The 18677-nt window shown below is 61.4% G+C and carries 14 protein-coding genes and 2 riboswitches; of the genes, 5 read left to right on the top strand and 9 right to left on the bottom strand.

Annotated elements, in window-relative coordinates:
* Positions 1-11 precede the first annotated feature (11 nt).
* The 5 genes from GUV69_RS14095 to gcvP all read right to left on the bottom strand — a co-directional run bounded on the left by GUV69_RS14095 (position 12) and on the right by gcvP (position 7264).
* Positions 12-1424 carry an L-serine ammonia-lyase gene (locus GUV69_RS14095; RefSeq protein ID WP_164203421.1) on the bottom strand — a complete coding sequence of 471 codons (1413 nt, stop codon included), beginning with the start codon at positions 1422-1424 and terminating at the stop codon, positions 12-14.
* A gap of 97 nt (positions 1425-1521) precedes the next feature.
* A complete protein-coding gene (gene glyA / locus GUV69_RS14090; protein WP_164203418.1) occupies positions 1522-2826 on the bottom strand; it encodes a serine hydroxymethyltransferase in 1305 nt (434 codons plus the stop codon).
* Complete coding sequence (gene gcvH, locus GUV69_RS14085) at positions 2823-3206, bottom strand: glycine cleavage system protein GcvH (RefSeq protein WP_164203415.1); 384 nt, start codon at positions 3204-3206, stop codon at positions 2823-2825. Before gcvH ends, glyA begins: the two co-directional genes overlap by 4 nt.
* A 34-nt stretch (positions 3207-3240) precedes the next feature.
* Positions 3241-4362 (bottom strand): glycine cleavage system aminomethyltransferase GcvT, encoded by a 1122-nt coding sequence (gene gcvT / locus GUV69_RS14080; RefSeq protein WP_164203412.1) that lies wholly within the window; start codon positions 4360-4362, stop codon positions 3241-3243.
* A 10-nt stretch (positions 4363-4372) separates the two neighbouring features.
* Positions 4373-7264 carry an aminomethyl-transferring glycine dehydrogenase gene (gene gcvP, locus GUV69_RS14075; RefSeq protein ID WP_164203408.1) on the bottom strand — a complete coding sequence of 964 codons (2892 nt, stop codon included), beginning with the start codon at positions 7262-7264 and terminating at the stop codon, positions 4373-4375.
* Positions 7265-7314: 50 nt separating this feature from the next.
* A riboswitch (glycine riboswitch) is annotated at positions 7315-7435 on the bottom strand.
* Positions 7436-7530: riboswitch (glycine riboswitch) on the bottom strand.
* 49 nt (positions 7531-7579) lie between these two features.
* Here gcvP and GUV69_RS14070 point away from each other — a divergent pair.
* Complete coding sequence (locus GUV69_RS14070; RefSeq protein WP_280113751.1) at positions 7580-8593, top strand: mycofactocin-coupled SDR family oxidoreductase; 1014 nt, start codon at positions 7580-7582, stop codon at positions 8591-8593.
* A 60-nt stretch (positions 8594-8653) separates the two neighbouring features.
* Here GUV69_RS14070 and GUV69_RS14065 read toward each other — a convergent pair whose 3' ends face one another.
* Positions 8654-9271, bottom strand: a complete 618-nt coding sequence (locus tag GUV69_RS14065) for a cupin domain-containing protein (RefSeq protein WP_164203405.1) — start codon at positions 9269-9271, stop codon at positions 8654-8656.
* 271 nt (positions 9272-9542) lie between these two features.
* Between GUV69_RS14065 and GUV69_RS14060 the strand changes: the two genes are divergently transcribed.
* The 4 genes from GUV69_RS14060 (at position 9543) to GUV69_RS14045 (ending at position 15005) form a co-directional block, all read left to right on the top strand.
* A complete protein-coding gene (locus tag GUV69_RS14060) occupies positions 9543-10880 on the top strand; it encodes a Tm-1-like ATP-binding domain-containing protein (protein WP_164203401.1) in 1338 nt (445 codons plus the stop codon).
* 59 nt (positions 10881-10939) lie between these two features.
* Positions 10940-12106, top strand: a complete 1167-nt coding sequence (gene iolM / locus GUV69_RS14055) for a scyllo-inosose 3-dehydrogenase (protein ID WP_164203398.1) — start codon at positions 10940-10942, stop codon at positions 12104-12106.
* Between the two features lie 46 nt (positions 12107-12152).
* Entirely contained in the window at positions 12153-13016 is an 864-nt protein-coding gene (locus GUV69_RS14050) for a creatininase family protein (RefSeq protein ID WP_164203394.1), read from the top strand.
* Between the two features lie 450 nt (positions 13017-13466).
* Positions 13467-15005, top strand: a complete 1539-nt coding sequence (locus tag GUV69_RS14045; protein ID WP_164203391.1) for an APC family permease — start codon at positions 13467-13469, stop codon at positions 15003-15005.
* Positions 15006-15174: 169 nt separating this feature from the next.
* Here GUV69_RS14045 and GUV69_RS14040 read toward each other — a convergent pair whose 3' ends face one another.
* From GUV69_RS14040 to GUV69_RS14030, 3 genes are all read right to left on the bottom strand, one after another.
* Positions 15175-16992 (bottom strand): putative nucleotidyltransferase substrate binding domain-containing protein, encoded by a 1818-nt coding sequence (locus GUV69_RS14040; RefSeq protein WP_164203388.1) that lies wholly within the window; start codon positions 16990-16992, stop codon positions 15175-15177.
* Between the two features lie 10 nt (positions 16993-17002).
* Positions 17003-17638, bottom strand: a complete 636-nt coding sequence (locus GUV69_RS14035; protein ID WP_164203385.1) for a 3'-5' exonuclease — start codon at positions 17636-17638, stop codon at positions 17003-17005.
* A gap of 108 nt (positions 17639-17746) precedes the next feature.
* Positions 17747-18358: a cupin domain-containing protein gene (locus GUV69_RS14030; protein ID WP_164203382.1), complete on the bottom strand. Its 612-nt coding sequence runs from the start codon at positions 18356-18358 to the stop codon at positions 17747-17749.
* Between the last annotated feature and the right edge of the window lie 319 nt (positions 18359-18677).

Here is an 18677-nt window from a genome sequence, read left to right as displayed (position 1 = left end):
GTACTCTTTCCTTAGCATTCCACTACGTTGACGGCGAGGCCGCCCATGGCTGTTTCCTTGTACTTGGAGCTCATGTCCCTGCCGGTTTCCCGCATGGTCACAATCACCTCGTCGAGGGACACGCGGTGCGTGCCGTCTCCCCAGAGCGCCATCTTTGCCGCGTTGATGGCCTTCGCCGCCGCGATGGCGTTCCGCTCGATGCAGGGAACCTGCACCAGGCCGCCGATCGGATCGCACGTCAGGCCCAGGTTGTGTTCCATCGCGATTTCCGCGGCGTTCTCCACCTGCTGCGGTGTGCCGCCCATGACCTCCGCGAGCCCTGCCGCCGCCATCGACGACGCCGAGCCCACCTCGCCCTGGCACCCCACCTCGGCGCCCGAAATGGACGCCTGCTCCTTGTAAAGCACCCCGATGGCACCGGCCACGAGCAGGAACTTGACCACAACGTCGTCGCGATCTTCCTGCGTTGCCTTATCCATTCCGGGCGCAAAATGCAGCGCGTAATAGAGTACCGCGGGGATGATGCCGGCCGCGCCATTGGTGGGGGCGGTGACCACGCGGCCGCCGGACGCGTTCTCCTCGTTGACCGCCAGGGCGATCAGGTTCACCCATTCCTGCCAGTACTTGGGGTCCCGGTCCTTGTCCTCCTTGAGGAGGCGTTCGTGCCAGTCAGGCGCACGACGGCGGACCTTCAGTCCCCCGGGCAGCAGCCCCTCGCGCTTGAGGCTGACTTCCACGCACTCCTCCATGACGGAGTAGATGTGCAGCAGCCCCTCGCGGATCTCTTCCTCGGTGCGGGAGGCACGTTCGTTGACGAACATGATCTCGCCGATGGACAGGCCCTTGGACTGGCACCGGCCCAGCAGCTCCGCCGCGGTGCGGAAGGGCAGCGGCAGCTCCTTCTTGGACTCGTCGAGCTCCTTCAGGGCCGCGTCCTCTTCGCCTTCGCGGACAATGAAGCCGCCGCCGACGGAGAAGAACGTGGCCTTGTGCAGCTCCTCGCCGTTTTCGTCGGTGACCGTGAACGTCATGCCGTTGGTGTGGCGCGGCAGGATGGTCAGCGGGCGCAGGATGATGTCCTTCACGCCGTAGGGAAGCTGCACGCCTCCCCCTTCACCGGCGCCGGCAAGGTTCAGCATCCCGGTCTCGGCGATCGCGGCGAGCCGCTCCTCCACCTCGGCCGGCAGGATCTTTTCGGGGTGGAACCCCTCAAGGCCCAGCAGGATGGCCGTCATGGTGCCATGGCCGTGGCCCGTTGCAGCGAGCGACCCGTACAGGTCCACCCGCAGCCCCGCCACTTTCTCCAGGACGCCGGCGCCCCGGAGCTCTTCGGCAAACACGGCAGCAGCCCGCATGGGCCCAACCGTGTGCGAGCTCGAAGGCCCGATCCCGACGGAGAACAAATCAAAGACTCCAACGGCCATGATGACTTCCTAACTAAAGTTTGTGCCGAGAGCGCAGTTCGCGCTGATGCTCTTGTGAAACACTGCCGCGAACTGCACTCTCGATCCGTGGTTGGGGCTAGAGCCCCGGGTAAAGCGGGTGCGCGGCGGCGAGGGCCTCCACGCGGTGACGGAGACCGGAAAGGTCCGCGTCGGCGTCGGCAATCAGTGCCTCGGCGATGATGTCCGCAACTTCACGGAACGCTGCCTCGCCGAAACCACGGGTGGCCAGGGCGGGGGTGCCAATGCGGAGGCCGGAGGTGACCATCGGCGGGCGCGGGTCGAACGGCACGGCGTTGCGGTTGACGGTGATGTCAATAGCGGCCAGGCGGTCCTCGGCCTGCTGGCCGTCCAGCTCGCAGTTGCGCAGGTCAACCAGGACCAGGTGGACGTCGGTGCCGCCGGAAATCACGGAGATTCCCTTGGCCGTGACGTCCGGCTGGACCAGGCGGTCGGCCAGGATGCCGGCACCCAACAGGACGCGCTCCTGGCGTTCCTTGAACTCCGGCGTGGCGGCGATCTTGAAGGCCACCGCCTTGCCGGCGATGACGTGCTCCAGCGGTCCGCCCTGCTGGCCCGGGAAGACAGCAGAGTTGATCTTCTTGGCGATCGCGGGATCGTTGGAGAGGATGATGCCGCCGCGCGGACCGGCGAGGGTCTTGTGCGTGGTGGAGGTGACAACGTGGGCGTGCGGCACCGGGCTCGGGTGCAGGCCGGCTGCCACCAGGCCGGCGAAGTGCGCCATGTCCACCATCAGGTAAGCGCCCACCAGGTCAGCGATCCGTCGGAACTCGGCGAAGTCCAGCTGGCGGGCGTAGGCCGACCAGCCGGCAACGATCAGCTGCGGCTTCGTCTCCAGCGCCAGGCGCTCCACCTCGGCCATATCAATGGTGTGGGTGTCTTCGCGGACCTGGTACGGGACCACGTTGTAGAGCTTGCCGGAGAAGTTGATCTTCATGCCGTGCGTGAGGTGCCCGCCGTGAGCCAGGTTCAGGCCCATGATGGTATCGCCCGGCTTGATCAGCGCGTGCATCACCGAGGCGTTGGCCTGTGCACCGGAGTGCGGCTGCACGTTGGCGAACTCGGCACCGAAGAGTGCCTTGACGCGGTCGATGGCCAGCTGCTCGATGACGTCAACGTGCTCGCAGCCACCGTAGTAGCGCTTGCCCGGGTAGCCCTCGGCGTACTTGTTGGTCAGGACCGAGCCCTGCGCCTGCATAACAGCAACGGCGGTGTGGTTCTCGGAGGCGATCATTTCCAGGCCGTCACGCTGGCGGCCCAGTTCGTCGTTGATCTTGACGGCGATTTCCGGGTCCAGCGCGGACAGGTCCGCGTCCAGGCTGGCGGAGACTACCTGCTCGAAAGCTGTGGTTGCCGTGCTCACAGTTCGCCGCCGTTGGCCTCGGCGTATTCCTGGGCGGAGAGCAGCGGGCCTTCTTCGGTCACGGTGACCTTGAACAGCCAGCCGGCACCGTACGGATCGGAGTTGATCAGGGCGGGGTCCGAGACCACGTCGTCGTTGATCTCCACTACTTCGCCGGTGACGGGGGCGTAGAGGTCCGAGACGGACTTCGTGGATTCCACCTCGCCGCAGGTCTCCCCCGCAGTCACAGTGGAGCCAACCTCGGGCAGGTCCACATACACAATGTCGCCCAGGGCATCGGCGGCGACGGCGGAAATGCCGATTCCGGCAGGCCCGGATCCGTCCCCAGCAACCCACTCGTGTTCGGCGGAGTACTTCAGTTCTGCAACAACTTTGCTCATGATGCTTTTCCTTTGCTTGCTGGGTCTTGTTTGGTTACTTTTGGCGCTTGTAGAACGGGAGTTCGACGATCTCGAAGCGTTCGGGTTTGCCGCGGAGGTCCACGTCCAGAACGGTGCCGGGTGCGGCGTGTTCGACGTCGACATAGGCCATGGCCACCGGATAGCCGAGGGTGGGGGAGGGCTGGCCGGAGGTCACCTCACCAACCAGGGTGCCGTCCATAAGGACCGGGTAGTGCGCGCGGGCTGCACGGCGGCCGGTGCCTTTGAGGCCCACAAGCTTCTGGCCCGCGGTGGAGCCGACGCCGGCAGCTTTGACCGCTGCCAGTGCTTCCTTGCCTACGAAGTCGCTTTCCTTCGCCAGCGACACCACCGGGCCCAGCCCTGCTGTGTAGGCGTTGACGTGCCGGGAGAGCTCGTTGCCGTAGAGTGGCATTCCGGCTTCGAGGCGGAGCGAATCGCGGCAAGCGAGACCGGCGGGGACCAGACCTTCCCCTGACCCGGCTTTCAGCAGCGCATCCCACAGCGCTGGGGCTTCCACGTTGTTGGCGTAAATCTCGAAGCCGTCCTCGCCCGTGTAGCCGGTCCGGGCAAGCAACAGTTGCTGACCGTTGATCTCTACTTCGACGGCCGCGTAGTACTTCAGTTCCGTGACAAGGGCGTGCTGTTCGGTGGGGACGAGCTTGAGCAGGATATTCTCCGCGTTCGGCCCCTGCACGGCGATCAGGGACGTCTCGGTGGAGGCGTCCTCGACTGTGACGTCGAACGCGGCTGCCCTTTCGGCCAGTGCCCTTGCCACCCCCTTGGCATTGCCGGCGTTGGGCACCACGAGGTAGCGGTCCTCTGCACGGCGGTAGGAAATCAGGTCGTCGATAATGCCCCCATCTCGTTGGCAAATCAGCGAGTACTTGGCCTTGCCCACGGCCACCGCGGACAGCTTTCCCGCCAGGGCGTAGTCCAGGAACACGGCGGCGTCGGGGCCGGTGACCCAGACTTCGCCCATGTGGGAGAGGTCGAACAGGCCGGCGGCGTTACGGACGGCGTGGTGCTCAGCCAGCTCGGAGGTGTACTTCAGGGGCATCTGCCAGCCGCCGAAGTCGGTGAAGGACGCGCCGGCCTTCTTGTGCTGCTCATAAAGTGCTGTGTAGTTCTCAGTCATGGGAAGTCCTTTAGTTTTCATGTTCGGCGGTGCTGTCCTCGAAATCTTCGAGGGGTGGGCAGGAGCAGATAAGGTTGCGGTCCCCTGCTGCGCCGTCGATCCGGCCGACCGGCGGGAAGTACTTGTCCTGCCGGAGCGAGGTCGTGGGGAAGGCGGCCTGTTCGCGCGGGTAGGTGCGGTCCCAGTCGGAGGAGACGACGGCGGCTGCGGTGTGCGGTGCCCGGCGCAGCGGGGACTTCTCCACGGAGAAGTCCCCGGCGGCCACCTGGTCGATTTCCTTGCGGATGGTGACCATGGCCTCGATGAAGCGGTCGATCTCTGCAAGGTCCTCGGACTCGGTGGGCTCCACCATCAGCGTGCCCGCCACCGGGAAGGACAGGGTGGGGGCGTGGAAGCCGAAGTCGATCAACCGTTTGGCCACATCCTCTGCCGTGACCCCGGTCCTGGCGGTGAGTTCGCGCAGGTCAAGGATGCACTCGTGCGCCACCAGCCCGCCCTCGCCGGTGTAGAGGACGGGGAAGTACTCGTTCAGCCGGGATGCCACGTAGTTTGCCGCCAGCAGCGCTAACTTGGTGGCCTCGGTCAGGCCCTCGCCGCCCATCAGCTTCACGTACGCCCATGAGATGGGAAGTACACCGGCAGAGCCGAAGCGCGAAGCCGAGATGGCAACACCGTGGCCCGCTTCATGTGCCGCCTTGGTGGCATCACCGGGCATGAAGGGTGCGAGGTGGGCTTTGGCTGCGACGGGGCCGACACCGGGTCCGCCGCCGCCGTGCGGGATGCAGAACGTCTTGTGCAGGTTCAGGTGCGACACGTCCCCGCCGAACTTGCCCGGCTGGGCCAGGCCCACCAAGGCGTTGAGGTTCGCGCCGTCGATGTACACCTGCCCACCGGCATCGTGCACCGCGTCACAAACTTCACGGACATCCCCGTCGTACACACCATGGGTGGACGGGTAGGTGATCATGATGCAGGACAGGGCATCCTTGTGCGCGTCGATCTTCGCGTAGAGGTCAGCATGATCGATGGTGCCGTCGGCTGCGGTGGCCACCACAACAACTTTCATGCCCGCGAGCACGGCTGAGGCAGCGTTGGTGCCATGCGCCGAGGCCGGGATCAGGCAGATGTTGCGCTGGCTGTCACCGCGGGAATGGTGGTAACCGCGGATCGCCAGCAACCCGGCCAGCTCACCCTGGGACCCGGCATTAGGCTGGACCGAGACCTGGTCGTAGCCGGTGATCTCCGCAAGATCAGCCTCCAGCCCGGAAATCAGTTCACGCCAGCCCGCAGTCTGGGAGTCCGGAGCGAACGGGTGGATGGAGGCGAACTCCGGCCAGGAGATGGCTTCCATCTCGGCGGTGGCGTTCAACTTCATCGTGCAGGAACCCAGCGGGATCATGGTGCGGTCCAAAGCAAGGTCACGGTCCGAGAGCTTTCGGATGTAGCGCAGAAGTTGGGTTTCGGACCGGTGCGTGTTGAACACCGGATGCTGCAGATAGGACGATGTGCGCAGCACGGACTCGGGCAAGGAAAAGCCGTCTGTGATGTCCGTTAGGCCCGCACCGTAAGCAGCGGCCACCGAAAACGCGTACATGACGTCCGCTATCGTCTGGGCAGAAGTCGTTTCATCTGTCGAAACACCGACAAGGTCTCGGTCAATCGCCCTAAGATTTATTCCCTTGGCATTTGCGGCTGCGACTACAGACATGGCTTTCCCGGGCACCCGTACGGTGATTGTGTCGAAGAAGCTTGTATGCAGAACGTCAAGGCCTGCGGCCTTCAGGGATGCCGCCAGCGTACGGGCGTGACCGTGCGTTGTTTCCGCGATCGCCTTTAGTCCGTCGGGGCCGTGGTAGACGGCATAGAAGGAAGAGACGATGGCCAGCAGTGCCTGCGCCGTGCAGATGTTGGAGGTGGCCTTCTCGCGGCGGATGTGCTGCTCGCGGGTCTGCAGGGCCAGGCGATAGGCGGGGACACCGGCGTCGTCCCTGGAAACACCGACAAGCCGGCCGGGCAGGTTGCGCTCCATGCCCTGCCGGACGGCCATATAAGCGGCGTGCGGGCCGCCGAAGAACAGCGGCACGCCGAACCGCTGCGTGGAGCCGACGGCAATATCGGCGCCCTGTTCACCCGGCGGGGTGACCAGGGTAAGGGCGAGCAGGTCGGCAGCCACGGTGACCAGCGCGCCGCGTTCCTTCGCCTCGGCAATCACACCGGACTGGTCCCACACCCGGCCGGACACACCTGGCTGCTGCAAAATGATCCCGTTAATCGCGCCCTCAGGCAAGCCATCGGTGAGGTCGGCAACTTCCACCTCGAAGCCCAGGGCCTCGGCGCGCCCCTGGACGATGGCGATGGTCTGGGGGAGCAGGTCGGCGTCCAGGACCGTCCTGCCGTCTTTTCCGGACTTGTCCTTGTTGGCCCTGCGCATCAGCAGCACGGCTTCAGCCACGGCGGTGGCCTCGTCGAGGAGGGACGCGTTGGCCACCGGCAGCGCAGTCAGGTCCTGGACCATGGTCTGGAAGTTCAGCAGCGCCTCGAGCCGGCCCTGGGAGATTTCGGGCTGGTACGGTGTGTAGGCGGTGTACCAGGCCGGGGCTTCGAGGATGTTGCGGCGAATCACCGGAGGCGTCACGGTGTCGTAGTAGCCCTGCCCGATCATCTGGACCGCGGTCCTGTTCTTGGCCGCGAGCCTGCGCAGCTCGGCCAGGACCTCCACCTCGCTAAGAGCTGGGGACAGTTCGAGGGTGGAGTCTTGCCGGATGTTAGACGGCACTGCCATATCGACCAGGGCATCGACGGAGTCGTAGCCAACAACTTTCAGCATGACTTCGACATGATCCTGCTTGCGGGTGCCGATATGCCGGTCGACGAACGTTGCGCCTTTGGAATTGGGGGTCATTAGGAACTCCAGTTGTCTCCTGCGCCATGAGGCGCCGGTAATTTTGAGTTCCTCCCCGCTCTGTATTGGACCTGAGAGTTTCCGCTGCTCCTCGTCGTGGCGGGAAGCGGCTTGCACCGTCGGTGAGCCCATCCCAAAGAAGGGATTTAGCGGGCTGCTTTCCAGAGTTGCCGCGCTGCAGCGGTACGGGGGCCTGAGAGATTCCTAGGGAGGGTTTGCTCCTACGGCGCCGGCGGGGGTGTGCCAGGCTCTCCCGCTGCAGCTTAGTGGCTCATTTCGTGATTACGAACACAACTTACACCTGAGCCAAGCATAATGGCAACCAGTGCCGAAAATATTGGCTTCCGCGCCGCGGGAGACTCGTCGCTGGGCTGTCTTGAGAGTATTTTCTTCAAAAAGACCTCCTTTTGTTCGGCTGCGGCGTGTATCGTAAGAGATATCAAACCAAACTGTACGCTCCGAGCGTTCAGAATTTCTACTGATTGGAGAGTCCAGATGGCCGGACGATTTGATGGAAAAGTTGCCTTCATTACCGGCGCTGCGCGGGGGCAGGGGCGTTCGCACGCCGTCGGCTTGGCTTCCGAGGGGGCCCACATCATCGCGGTGGATGCCTGCGCGCCTATCAGCACCATCCCTTATGAAGGTGCCTCGGTGGCGGAACTTGATGAGACAGTCCGTCAAGTGGAAGCTGTCGGCGGCAAAATTATGGCCCGCCAGGTGGACGTTCGGGATCTGGACAGCCTGACAGCAACCGTCAAGGACGGAGTCAGCGAATTCGGCCGCCTGGACATCATCCTGGCGAACGCCGGCGTCGTCTCTTATGGTCAGCTTGCCGAACTAGATGAAGAGACGTGGCAGACGATGATCGATGTCAACCTCACCGGCGTCTGGAAGACAGTGCGGGCTTCTGTCCCGTCGATGATCGAGGCCGGAAACGGCGGGTCCATCATTTTGACCAGTTCCACGGCGGGGCTAAAGGCCCTCCACACCCTTGGCCACTACGTCGCCGCGAAACACGGCGTCATCGGTCTGATGCGGAATTTGGCCAACGAGCTCGCTCCCCACAACATCAGGGCCAACGCGCTTGCGCCGACCAACGTCGACACGATCATGCTGAATAACCCGGGCGTCTTCAAGATGTTCCGCCCCGATCTGGAGAACCCGGACGCGGATGACGCGCACTCCGGCTTCGTGGAGCACCACCTGATGAAGGTTCCCATGATCGCGCCTGCAGATGTCACGAACGCGGTTAAGTGGCTTGCTTCCGATGAAGCGCGTTACATCACTGGTATCACGCTTCCCATTGACCTGGGATTGCTGGCCAAGTAAAAGACCCGGCGGGCCGGTGCTGATTGCAGCAGTATCGGCCCGCCGTTTCCAACCACGCTTTTAGAAGCTTTTGGGCGTGTCAATCCAAATGTATTCGGTGACTGTTGTGGCCACGTTCTCCATCCTGTGGGGAATCGTGCTGTGAAACCAGATTGAATCGCCAGGTTCGAGGAAGTAAACCTGATCCTCCAGGACAACTTTGAGCCGGCCGGACAAGACCATTCCCCATTCTTCGCCCTCGTGCGTATAGGGTTCATCGCCAGTGGACGCGCCGACCTCGTAGCGTCCATAGATGGCTTCGATGGCTTCCGACTCTGGAGGGGAAGCGAGTTCAAAGCGGACGCCGCTGGATTCCATGCCTGAGCGGCTGCCGCTCAGGTACGACTTTGGACCCATGGGAGTTCGTTCGGCTGCCCGGACGACCCTGCCCTTGTCCTGGGTTGGCTCAGAGAAGAAGTATGTGATGTTCGTTCCGAGTGCTGCCGCCATGCGCTTTAATGTCGAGATTGACGGCTCGACCTTACCCTTTTCGATGTCGCTCACCAACGAGGCAGAAACCCCTGCGCGTCCGGCAAGCCCGCGAATACTGTACTTGTACTGGTTCCTAAGCTCGCGCAGGCGGGCGCCAATCTGGACCGTAGGGTCCGCTTCTTCTTCGATCTCGCTGGTTTCGCTCATCCGCGTCCACTCCCTCATCCCTGGGTACATCGGCTCAGCGCTGCTCATCACACCTGCTCACAGCCTGAAACGCACCTTCGTTCGGTCTTACCGAATCTATTTTACGCATCGCGCTCCGGGCGTCACTGCACCCACGCCGGGAATTCGACCTCCCTGCAACAAGCTGCGTCGAACGTTGTGCAACCAAAAAGCATTATGTGTTCGGCGTGATCGAACAAAAAGTGGCAAAAGCTCTTGACGTTGTACGCCAAATCCACATAACGTGAGTGGCATGAAGCAAGCAAAGAAGCCTGAAGGTGTTCGACAAGTCGAACGGGGCAGCATCGGAACCTGGCTTACGGTTCTCGTGATTGGCACTCTGGACACTAAGTCAGTCGAACTGGCGGCCGTTGCGACGGAAATAGAACAGCTTGGCGCAAGCGTGATCCTGCTCGACACTTCCGGCCGCGCGCACCCTCACCTCACAGGGGCTCAGCTCAGCGGGGGACGGCCGCTCATCAGCCGGGAGGAAGTAGCCCAGGCGGCTGGCTATTCCAGCGAGCAAATTGACAGTATGGACCGTGGTGAGGCTGTCGCCGCACTCCGGGCTGGCGTCGCCGCTTCCTTCTCGAAGATGGTAAGCGACGGCCGCATCCAGGCTGCGCTCTGTGTCGGGGGAGCGGGCGCTTACGTCACCCGCACTGCGTTTGAGGCATCCCCGGTAGGTTTTCCCAAAATGGTCGTTTCGCCCCTGGCCTCGGGTAACCGGAAGTTCGAGCCATACGTCGGGACGAGGGACGTCGCCACCCTGCATTCGGTCGCGGATATTGTCGGTCTGAACTCCATCACCTCCGCGGTTTTTCGTTCCGCAGCGGGCTACGTAGTCGGCGCGGCCGCCGCCACAGCCCATGTCCAGCGCGACGAAAACCCCCGCCCGGCAATCGCCGTCTCGCTGAATGGCAACACCACGGACGCGGTGATGAGAGCCCGAGACCAAATCGAAGGGGACGGCTTTGACCTGGTGGCGTTCCACGCCAATGGTGTGGGCGGCCGGGCCCTGGAGAATTTTGTGGCTTCCGGCGAGGTCGCCGCCGTCCTTGACTTCACCCTGACCGAATTGGCCGGTACCAAGATCGGCGGGCTCATGGATGCCGGGCCTGACCGTATGGAAACCGCTGGCCGCCTGGGCCTTCCGCAGGTTCTGGTTCCGGGGTGCCTGGACTTCATCACCTGCGGCGACTTGGCGGAGACCCAGCGGCAGTATCCCGGACGAACAATGTTCGGCCACAACCCCGAGCTGACCTTGGTACGTCTGGACGCCCGGGAGATGAGCATCCTCGGACAGGAATTCGCTAAGAAGGCAAACTTGTCCACCGGCCCCACCGTTATCTGCATCCCCGAGGGCGGCTTCTCCATCAATGACCGCGAGGGTGGCCGGTTCTGGTCCCCTTCAGCCAACCAGGCGTTCATCAAATCCCTCAGAAGCGAACTTCGGCCCGACATCAAAGTCGTACACAGCGATCGCCATATCAATGACGACGAGTTTGTGTCCGAAGTGGTTGCGGAGCTGCGCCGCCTGTTATCAGACACCCCATCCACACTTAATGCGGCAGCAGCCGCAAACAACTGATTTGGAAACCCTTAGACCTGTTTCCGTTTTATTCAGGGGATATCCCCGAAGGAGAAGTGATGAAAGCCATCGTCCTGGAAGCTGAATGGGCGCCCCGTAATGGGGCCCGGATCAGTGACGCAGACGCTGCCCGGCAGTGGGCGTTTAATGCCAGCCAGGCATACCGCAATCCGAGCATCTCCCTGCAGACCATCGAGGATCCGGGCGCTCCGGGCCCGGACGAGGTGATCGTGCAGGTCGGGGCCTGCGGAATCTGTGGATCCGACGTTCACATGATCGAAACTGATGAGGACAACTACCTCCTCCTTCCCTATCATCTGAAGGCCCCGGTCGTCATCGGACACGAATTCGCCGGGAAGGTCGTATCGGTCGGTTCCAACGTTTCAGAGATCGCTGTCGGCGAGCTCGTGGCGGTCGAAGAAATCCAGTGGTGCGGCCGCTGCCGGGAATGCCGAGGCGGCTTTCTTAACCAGTGCCGCAACATTGAAGACCTGGGTTTCACCATCAATGGCGGCTTCGCTGAATACGTCAAGGTGGACGCAAAGTTCTGCTGGTCCCTGACAGCTGTGGCGGAGCGGGTGGGCTCGGAAGAGAAAGCGCTTGAAATCGGTGCCTTGACCGAACCAACGAGCGTCGCCTATGAAGGCATGTTCACCCGCGCCGGTGGCTTCAAGCCAGGCAGTGCCGTGGCAGTCTTCGGCGCCGGACCCATCGGCCTCGCCGCAACAGCCCTCGCGGCAGCCGCCGGCGCGTCCCAGGTGTTCGTTGCCGAAATGCTCCCGGAGCGCCGGGCGCTGGCCGAAGCGATGGGTGCCACGACCACCCTCGACCCTGCGACCACCGACGTAGCTGCCACGATCCAAGAACTCACCCGCGGCAACGGCGTGGCCATGGCAGTGGAGACGACCGGAAACTTCAAAGCGGTCATGGGAACCATTGAGGAGTCCATCGGGGTCGGCGGAAAAATCGCGGTGGTGGGAATGGATGCCCGACCGGTCGAAATGAACCTCATCCGGCAACAGCTGAAGGCAGGCTCTATCTACGGAACCGTCGGCCACTCCGGCTCCTGGGATTTCCCGAACGTCATCGCGTTGATGGCATCCGGGAAGATCCAGATGGAAAAAGCAGTAACCCGAAAGTTCCCGCTATCTGAGGTCGTCTCCGCCATTGACGAAACCAAGGGCCGGAGCAACGGGAAAATCCTCGTCAAACCTCAGCTCTTCTAAAAATCAAACCAATAAACCAAAGCAATACGCACGAAAGGCAAATGACATGACTCAGCCACTGCACTCACGGCTCCTCACCGACCTTGCACCGCCGGACATCCAGGAGTACCTGGCCTCCGGCAAGGACACCATCATCATTCCTCTGGGCTCGGTAGAGATGCACGGATACCACTGCCCGCTGGGCACCGACATCTACAACGCGATGGAAGTCTCCAAGCGCGCTGCCGAAAAAGCCGGCGTCCTCTACGGCCCGCCGATCTGGACCGGCTACAGCCCCCAGCACCTCCGCGAACCCGAGAACGGCATGGGTACCCTCACCTTCCGCGGTGAAACCGTCCGCGCCGTCATCTACGACACGGTCCGCTCCCTGATCCACCACGGCTTCAACCGGATCATCTTCGCCAACGGCCACACCTCCAACACCAAGGTCACCGACGAAGTCTTCCGCCGCCTCCGCTACGAAACCGGTGCACTCCTGGGCATGTTCAAGCCCTACGGAGAGCGCTACCTGGGCATCATTGATGACCTGATGGAAAACCCCGAAGAGGAAACCCCGGGCTGGCACGCCAGCGAACAGGAAACCTCCATCATGATGGCCTACCGGCCCGAGAACGTGAACATGGAACGGGCCGTCACAGCCGAAGGCCACGCCCCGGCCTGGCTGCCGGACAGCTTCAAGAAGAACGACGCCAACCCGGACGCGTCCTTCAAGGGCTACGAATACTTCTACTTCCCCATGGACCACGATGAAATGGCCGACCACGGCGTGATCGGCAACCCCTTCCGCGCCACCGCCGAAAAGGGCGAACAGATCTTCGACCGCTTCTCCACCTACCTCGCAGAAGCAATCGCCGAACTCGAAACCGTCAAGGTCAACGTCACACAGCGCGCCTTCGACCTCAAAGCCTAACCCGCAAACAACGACGACTCCGGCCCCATCCACACCATGGCTGGGGCCGGAGCTGCCACATCATCAAAGAGACCCTTCTCCTGCTGGCCTGGCAGTTTGCGGCGGTTATCCAAAGACGGTGTTTTCCCTTCCGCCTTCGCGCTACATCGCGCAAGGTCGCCCATGATCTTCCGGGGTCACTGAACATCAAGCAGAGCAGTCAGCCGCACCGGAGCACAGTATCGGGCCCAGTTGGCTGGAAAAACGAGGTCCGCGGACCGCTGTGAAGCTGATGTTGTTCCTCCCGCGGGAGAGCACCGGTCAGGGACCCAAAAATTTGTACTCGACCTAAATGCTTCTCATAGAACATGATGGGCGTGATTTCGTTTTATCGCTTGACTCCGGGCTCATGTTTGGCTGGGAGCAAGCCTCATTCTTATTTCGAGCATTTCACTATTCCGAGGAGGACTGATGTCCCACCCCGACCTATCGACTGAGCGTGCCGGGCACAGTGACGATGACCATTTGCGTGCCCTGGGTTACGAGCCCCAGCTGGACCGCAAGATCAACCTGGTTGCCAACTTCGCCCTCGGCTTCCTCTATCTTTCACCGATGGTCAGTGTCGTGGCGATCTTTGGGCTGGGCCTGACACAGGCGGGGGCGGCATCCATCTTCTGGATCCTCATCGTCGGCTTGGGAATGCTTCTGGTAGCCCTCGTATTCGGGGAGATTGTCTCGCAGTTCCCCATTGCCGGCGGGCTCTATCAGTGGACGCGCCGTCTATGGAACGGGCGGGCAGCCTGGCTTATGTCCTGGATCTATATCGGCGGGATCACCGTCGGTATTACCAGCACTGCTTTGTTCAGCTCGGGCTTTATCGCCAGCCTCCTGTTCGGAACGGCGGAAGAACCTTCTTTAGAGGCAAGCCCGCTGCAGACCTTGATCATCACCCTCTGTGTCATCGGCGTAGCGCTTCTCTTCAATCTCAGCGGCGGCAAGGCCCTGGCCCGAATCAGTCAGATTGGCTTGGCCGGTGAGTTGATCGGAATTATCGCAGTTGGCTTTTATCTCATGGTTTTTCAGCGTAAGAACGACTGGTCCGTGTTTTTTGACGCCATGGGTACGGCGGGGGATGGGTCCTACTTCGGAGTATTCCTGGGCGCATCCTTGGTGGGCCTGTACATGTTTTACGGTTTCGAAGCCTGTGGGGAAGTTGCCGAGGAAACTCCCAATCCGGCTCGAAGCGTTCCCCGGGCCATGGTCCTTACCGTATGTGTTGGTGCTGTGGCGGCAGTCTTTGCCTTCGCCGGTTACATCATGGCTGCGCCAAACCTGGCACAGATTGTCAGCGGCGAGGAAACCAACCCCATTCCCGGCATCCTGCAGAGCTCGCTCGGGACCTTCGGGATGAAGTGCTTCCTGGTCATCGTGCTGATCTCCTTCCTGGCCGGAGTTATGGGGCAGCAGACAGCCGTGTCACGTCTCGTCTACTCATTCGCACGTGACGACATGTTCCCTGGCAGCCACATCATCGCCAAAACGAGCGACTCCCACCTGCCTCGCAATGCCCTCCTGATTACCAATGTTCTCCCCGTGCTCCTGGTGATCTACGTCTATTTCTCCCCGGATGCGCTGTTCCGCATCGCGGCATTCCAGATGCTCGCAGGCTACTGCGCTTTCGCTATCGTCATTTTGGCCGCCCTACGAGCCCGCATCAGAGGCTGGCGGCCGGCCGGGCAGTTCAGCCTCGGGCGCTGGGGCTTCCTCGCCAACATCGGAGCCCTTTTATACCTGCTTGCAGGAATGGTGGTGCTCGGTAAGCCAGACCTCAGCACAGACGCTCTTCCCTGGTACGACCAGTGGATCGCTCTTCTCGGTTTCTCGATCGTCGCCGCTACTGGCATCGCCTACCTGCTGATCGCCAAACCGCACCGCCGCTCAAGGGCGCCAGAAGGGGACGCCATCGAGGTAGCGGACAAGCTGCGCCGGGGAGCCATGGCATCAGATTGAGCTGATCTTCTGCCTGTTCCATTTGACTTTGGCTCTGTGACCGCCATTGGGCGGTCACAGAGCCAAATTCGTCAACTCTGCTAAGATCCCAAATTCGGTTCTGTCTCAGCTTCAGGCCGGGACAACCTGACTGGTTTTGGAAAGTAGCCACCAGGACACAGTGCGCTCGTCAGAAGCGGTATGGGCCCGCAATCTCTTTTCCGACCCGTTCCTGTACTTGCGCCGTTGCCCGGAAGCCATCGCGAAGGTGGCGCCGCGTCAAGGTGTCCAGCTGAGCGGGAACAATTGATGTCCCGGGCTGCTGCGACTTTCTACTGCCCAGGATTCGTTGTTCAGTGAGAAGACCGTGGTACATCGTGAAGGCGGTTATCAGGGTGTCCGATTCGTCGGTGCTGAGCAGGCCGGCGGAAGCTGCAGTTTCGAGCCGCTGGACCGTTGACCCTTTCGTTTCTCCTGTTTGGACCGCAAGGGCCCGGGCCAGGGATGCTATTGGACGTAGGCCTGCACTCTTTAGGTCCAGGTATCTTTGTCCCTCGCCGAAACGGCCAATCACGCTGTTACGGACAAAGCCCATCGGTGGACGATCCTGCAGGGCAGAGCGCAGCAAGGCACGCTGAAAGGGCCGGTGGGTCTTGGCAAGGTCAACTACGTGTTCGCTGATGAGATTACCCAGATAGGGTTTTGTTATCGGCCTGGAGTCCATGGCAGTTGAAGCCATAACCAGGTGTTTGGGCACCTGTGGGTTGGTGACCCATTGCTCGATCGCCGCACGCCAATTTTCTTTGGATCGGTTGAAGAGGGGGGATGAAGCGTTGGCACCGTCTGCACACGGCCGCAGCCCGGTGCCGTCCAGCTTGAATATGAAGTCTTCAGCCCGTTGCTGCATGATTTCGCCAGGCCGCGGTCCTCCTGGTCGCCAGAGAACAGCTGTGTCCACGTCCGAGTCCGGGAGAGGTTCCTGCCGGGCCATTGACCCTGTAAGGATCCACGACTGGTCGAGCTCTGAGTGGGGCACCACCCCAAGCTCAAGGATCTTCAGCAGGACTGCATCAACAACGGTGGAGATGACGGCGCTGATTTGCACTGAGGGAACTTTCGCTTCCCACAGCTCCACAACTGTCGGCTTCAGCAGATCGCAGGCTTCACCGAGCTGCTGCACGTTTTGTGCCGATGACACCATGCTCCGCACTAACAGTGGGTGTCTAACGTCGGACGTTGCCAGATCTATGACGTTGACCGTTCCCACCGGGCGGTCGTTCTGGTCTACGAGGACCATGTTGTGGACATCTTCCTTCACCATGCGCAGGTAGGCCTCCCACATGGTTGATGATTCAGGGGCTGTGTGTACGGGAAAGCTGGCTATCCGCTCGATGGGCGCGTCAAGGCCCACGTCCCCGGTTCCTACTTTGGATCGGAAGTCATCATCGGTGACGATTCCGAAGCCGGAGCCCATCCCGATGAGGACCGAGCGAAGACCTTGATCGGTCATGAATCTCGCGATTTCGCGCACGCTTGCTTCTTTAGCGCACCAAGTGACCGGCCGCATTTCGGCGGTGACCTTGGTCTCCGTTCGGGTGTGTACACTCGCCGCTTCAATGAGCCGTTGACGCACCACCAGCGTGCTGTAGTGCCTGAACTGGAGTTTTGCCGGTTCGGCGACAACTGACCGCGGGTCGGGAAGTCGATAGCACAATGTGTCTTCCAGAACAGAAACTGACATCGCAGGGGGTAGTCCCGATAAAACCGCTATATGCCCGAACGTGTCGCCCGGTCCCAGCACGTCAACCACGCGGCCGCGGTCGGAAACCTCTGCGCCACCGGTCCGGATGACATAAATGTGTTCCAGCCCGGTTTCACCTGACCTGATGACTTCATGTCCTGCGGGGAAAAACTCTACTTCCACGACTCTGGCAAGCCGCTCAAGGTCTCCCGGGCCAAGGTTGGAATACGGGGAATGGCTGGCCAGGAAGTCCACAAATTCTTTCACGCTGTCCCCGTCACTGGCCTAGCCCAAACTTAAGGGCAGGCGGGAGGTGCTGATGCCATGGGAGAGGCTGGCGGCGGGATAAATCATGCAAGTCAGCCACCGACACAACCTCGTTCCTGGATAACCGGTGCGCCAGGGCCAAAAAGAGCTGTGCGGTTGTCATCGCATCGCCGAGCGCGGTGTGGGGAGCGTGCACGGGCAGGTTCAGCATGGTGGAGGCATATTCCAGGGAAATGTCGGCCGTTCCGAGGGGGGGACATTCCATGCTCTTTGTTGCGAGTTGAGCGGTGTCGATCATGGCCCGGGGAAATGCCGGCTGCCCTTTGAATGCCTTGGCCAGGAAGGCAGCGTCCAGCCAGGCGGAATGGGCTACCAGGAATCTGCCTTCTACCGCAGATCTGATCTCCTGAAGCCGTTCCTGAAGAGGTGGCTGATTTTGCAGGTCACAATCGCGGATGGTATGGATCTTGACTGAACCGGGGTTAATGGGTCGGCGCGGCTTCGCCAGGAAGTGCACGGCATCAGCGGGGTGCGCCCGGCCTTCATCAACGGGGACCGCCCCAAACGAGATAATCTCATCCCTCTTGGGATCCAACCCAGTGGTTTCCAGGTCAAGAACGCAGAACCGGGCCCGCGTCCAGGGCACGGACGTCCCTTCCTGGATAGTCCTTCGCACGTTGTGAACCTCTCTCCCCAAATGATCGCGCCACTGCCGAATAGTGGCCAGAGGCGGCCCGAGCTGGATGCGGACACGCTAGAAGCTCTTTGGTGTGTCTATCCAGATGTACTCGGTCACTGTCTGTGCCACGTTCTCCATGTAGTGCGGGATCGAGCTGTGGAACCAGATCGAGTCACCTGGTTCCAGGAAGTAAACCTGATCCTCGAGGACTACTTTGAGTCTTCCCGAAAGCACCATGCCCCACTCTTCGCCCTCATGGGTGTACGGTTCATCTCCGGTGGAAGCTCCAACTTCGTAGCGCCCATAGATGGCTTCCAGCGCCTCCGATTCCGCCGGTGTAGCCAGTTCGAAACGGACCCCTGTTGACGCCATGCCAGAACGTTTGCCCAGATTACTGCCCGACAGCTGGGTGCGTTCGGTCGACCGGATAACCCTGCCTTTGTCCTGGGTCTGTTCGGAGAAGAAGTAGGTAAGCGTCGTACCCAGCGCTGTTGCTATGCGCTTCAGCGTCGATATTGACGGCTCGACCTTGCCTTTCTCTATATCGCTGACAAGCGATGCCGAAACCCCTGCCCGGGTCGCCAGGCCGCGAATGCTGTATTGGTACTGGGTTCGCAGCTCATGCAGGCGCCCGCCAATCAGATCGGCCGATTTAGATTCCGCGTCAACTTCAAAGATGTCAGTCATAGCCATCACTTTCCATGTCCTGGCCCTGGGCAGTGAGACAAGAGTCTCGGCAGGGGCGGCCAAACATCCGTGCGCTACCTGCCACACCTCGTATGCGTTCGGTGCCACCGGATTTTAGTTTACCTCGCTGTAACCCCGGCCGATAGGTCTTCAACTAGGGTTCCGACATGTGCAATCGAACGCTTACCCCATCAAATGCAAATATTGTTCGATACCAGCGTACATTTTTGCGAAAAAGGTCTTGACCTGTGCTAGGTGTGAACATAACGTGTATTACATGAGCCAAGCAATGAAGCTTAGCAGCGTTCGAGCAAACCGA

The organism is [Micrococcus luteus] ATCC 49442, assembly GCF_010367585.1.
Taxonomy (GTDB): Bacteria; Actinomycetota; Actinomycetes; order Actinomycetales; family Micrococcaceae; genus Arthrobacter; species Arthrobacter luteus_A.
The sequence above is the reverse complement of the archived record's forward strand: the minus strand, read 5'-3'. Positions and strand labels throughout refer to the sequence as shown.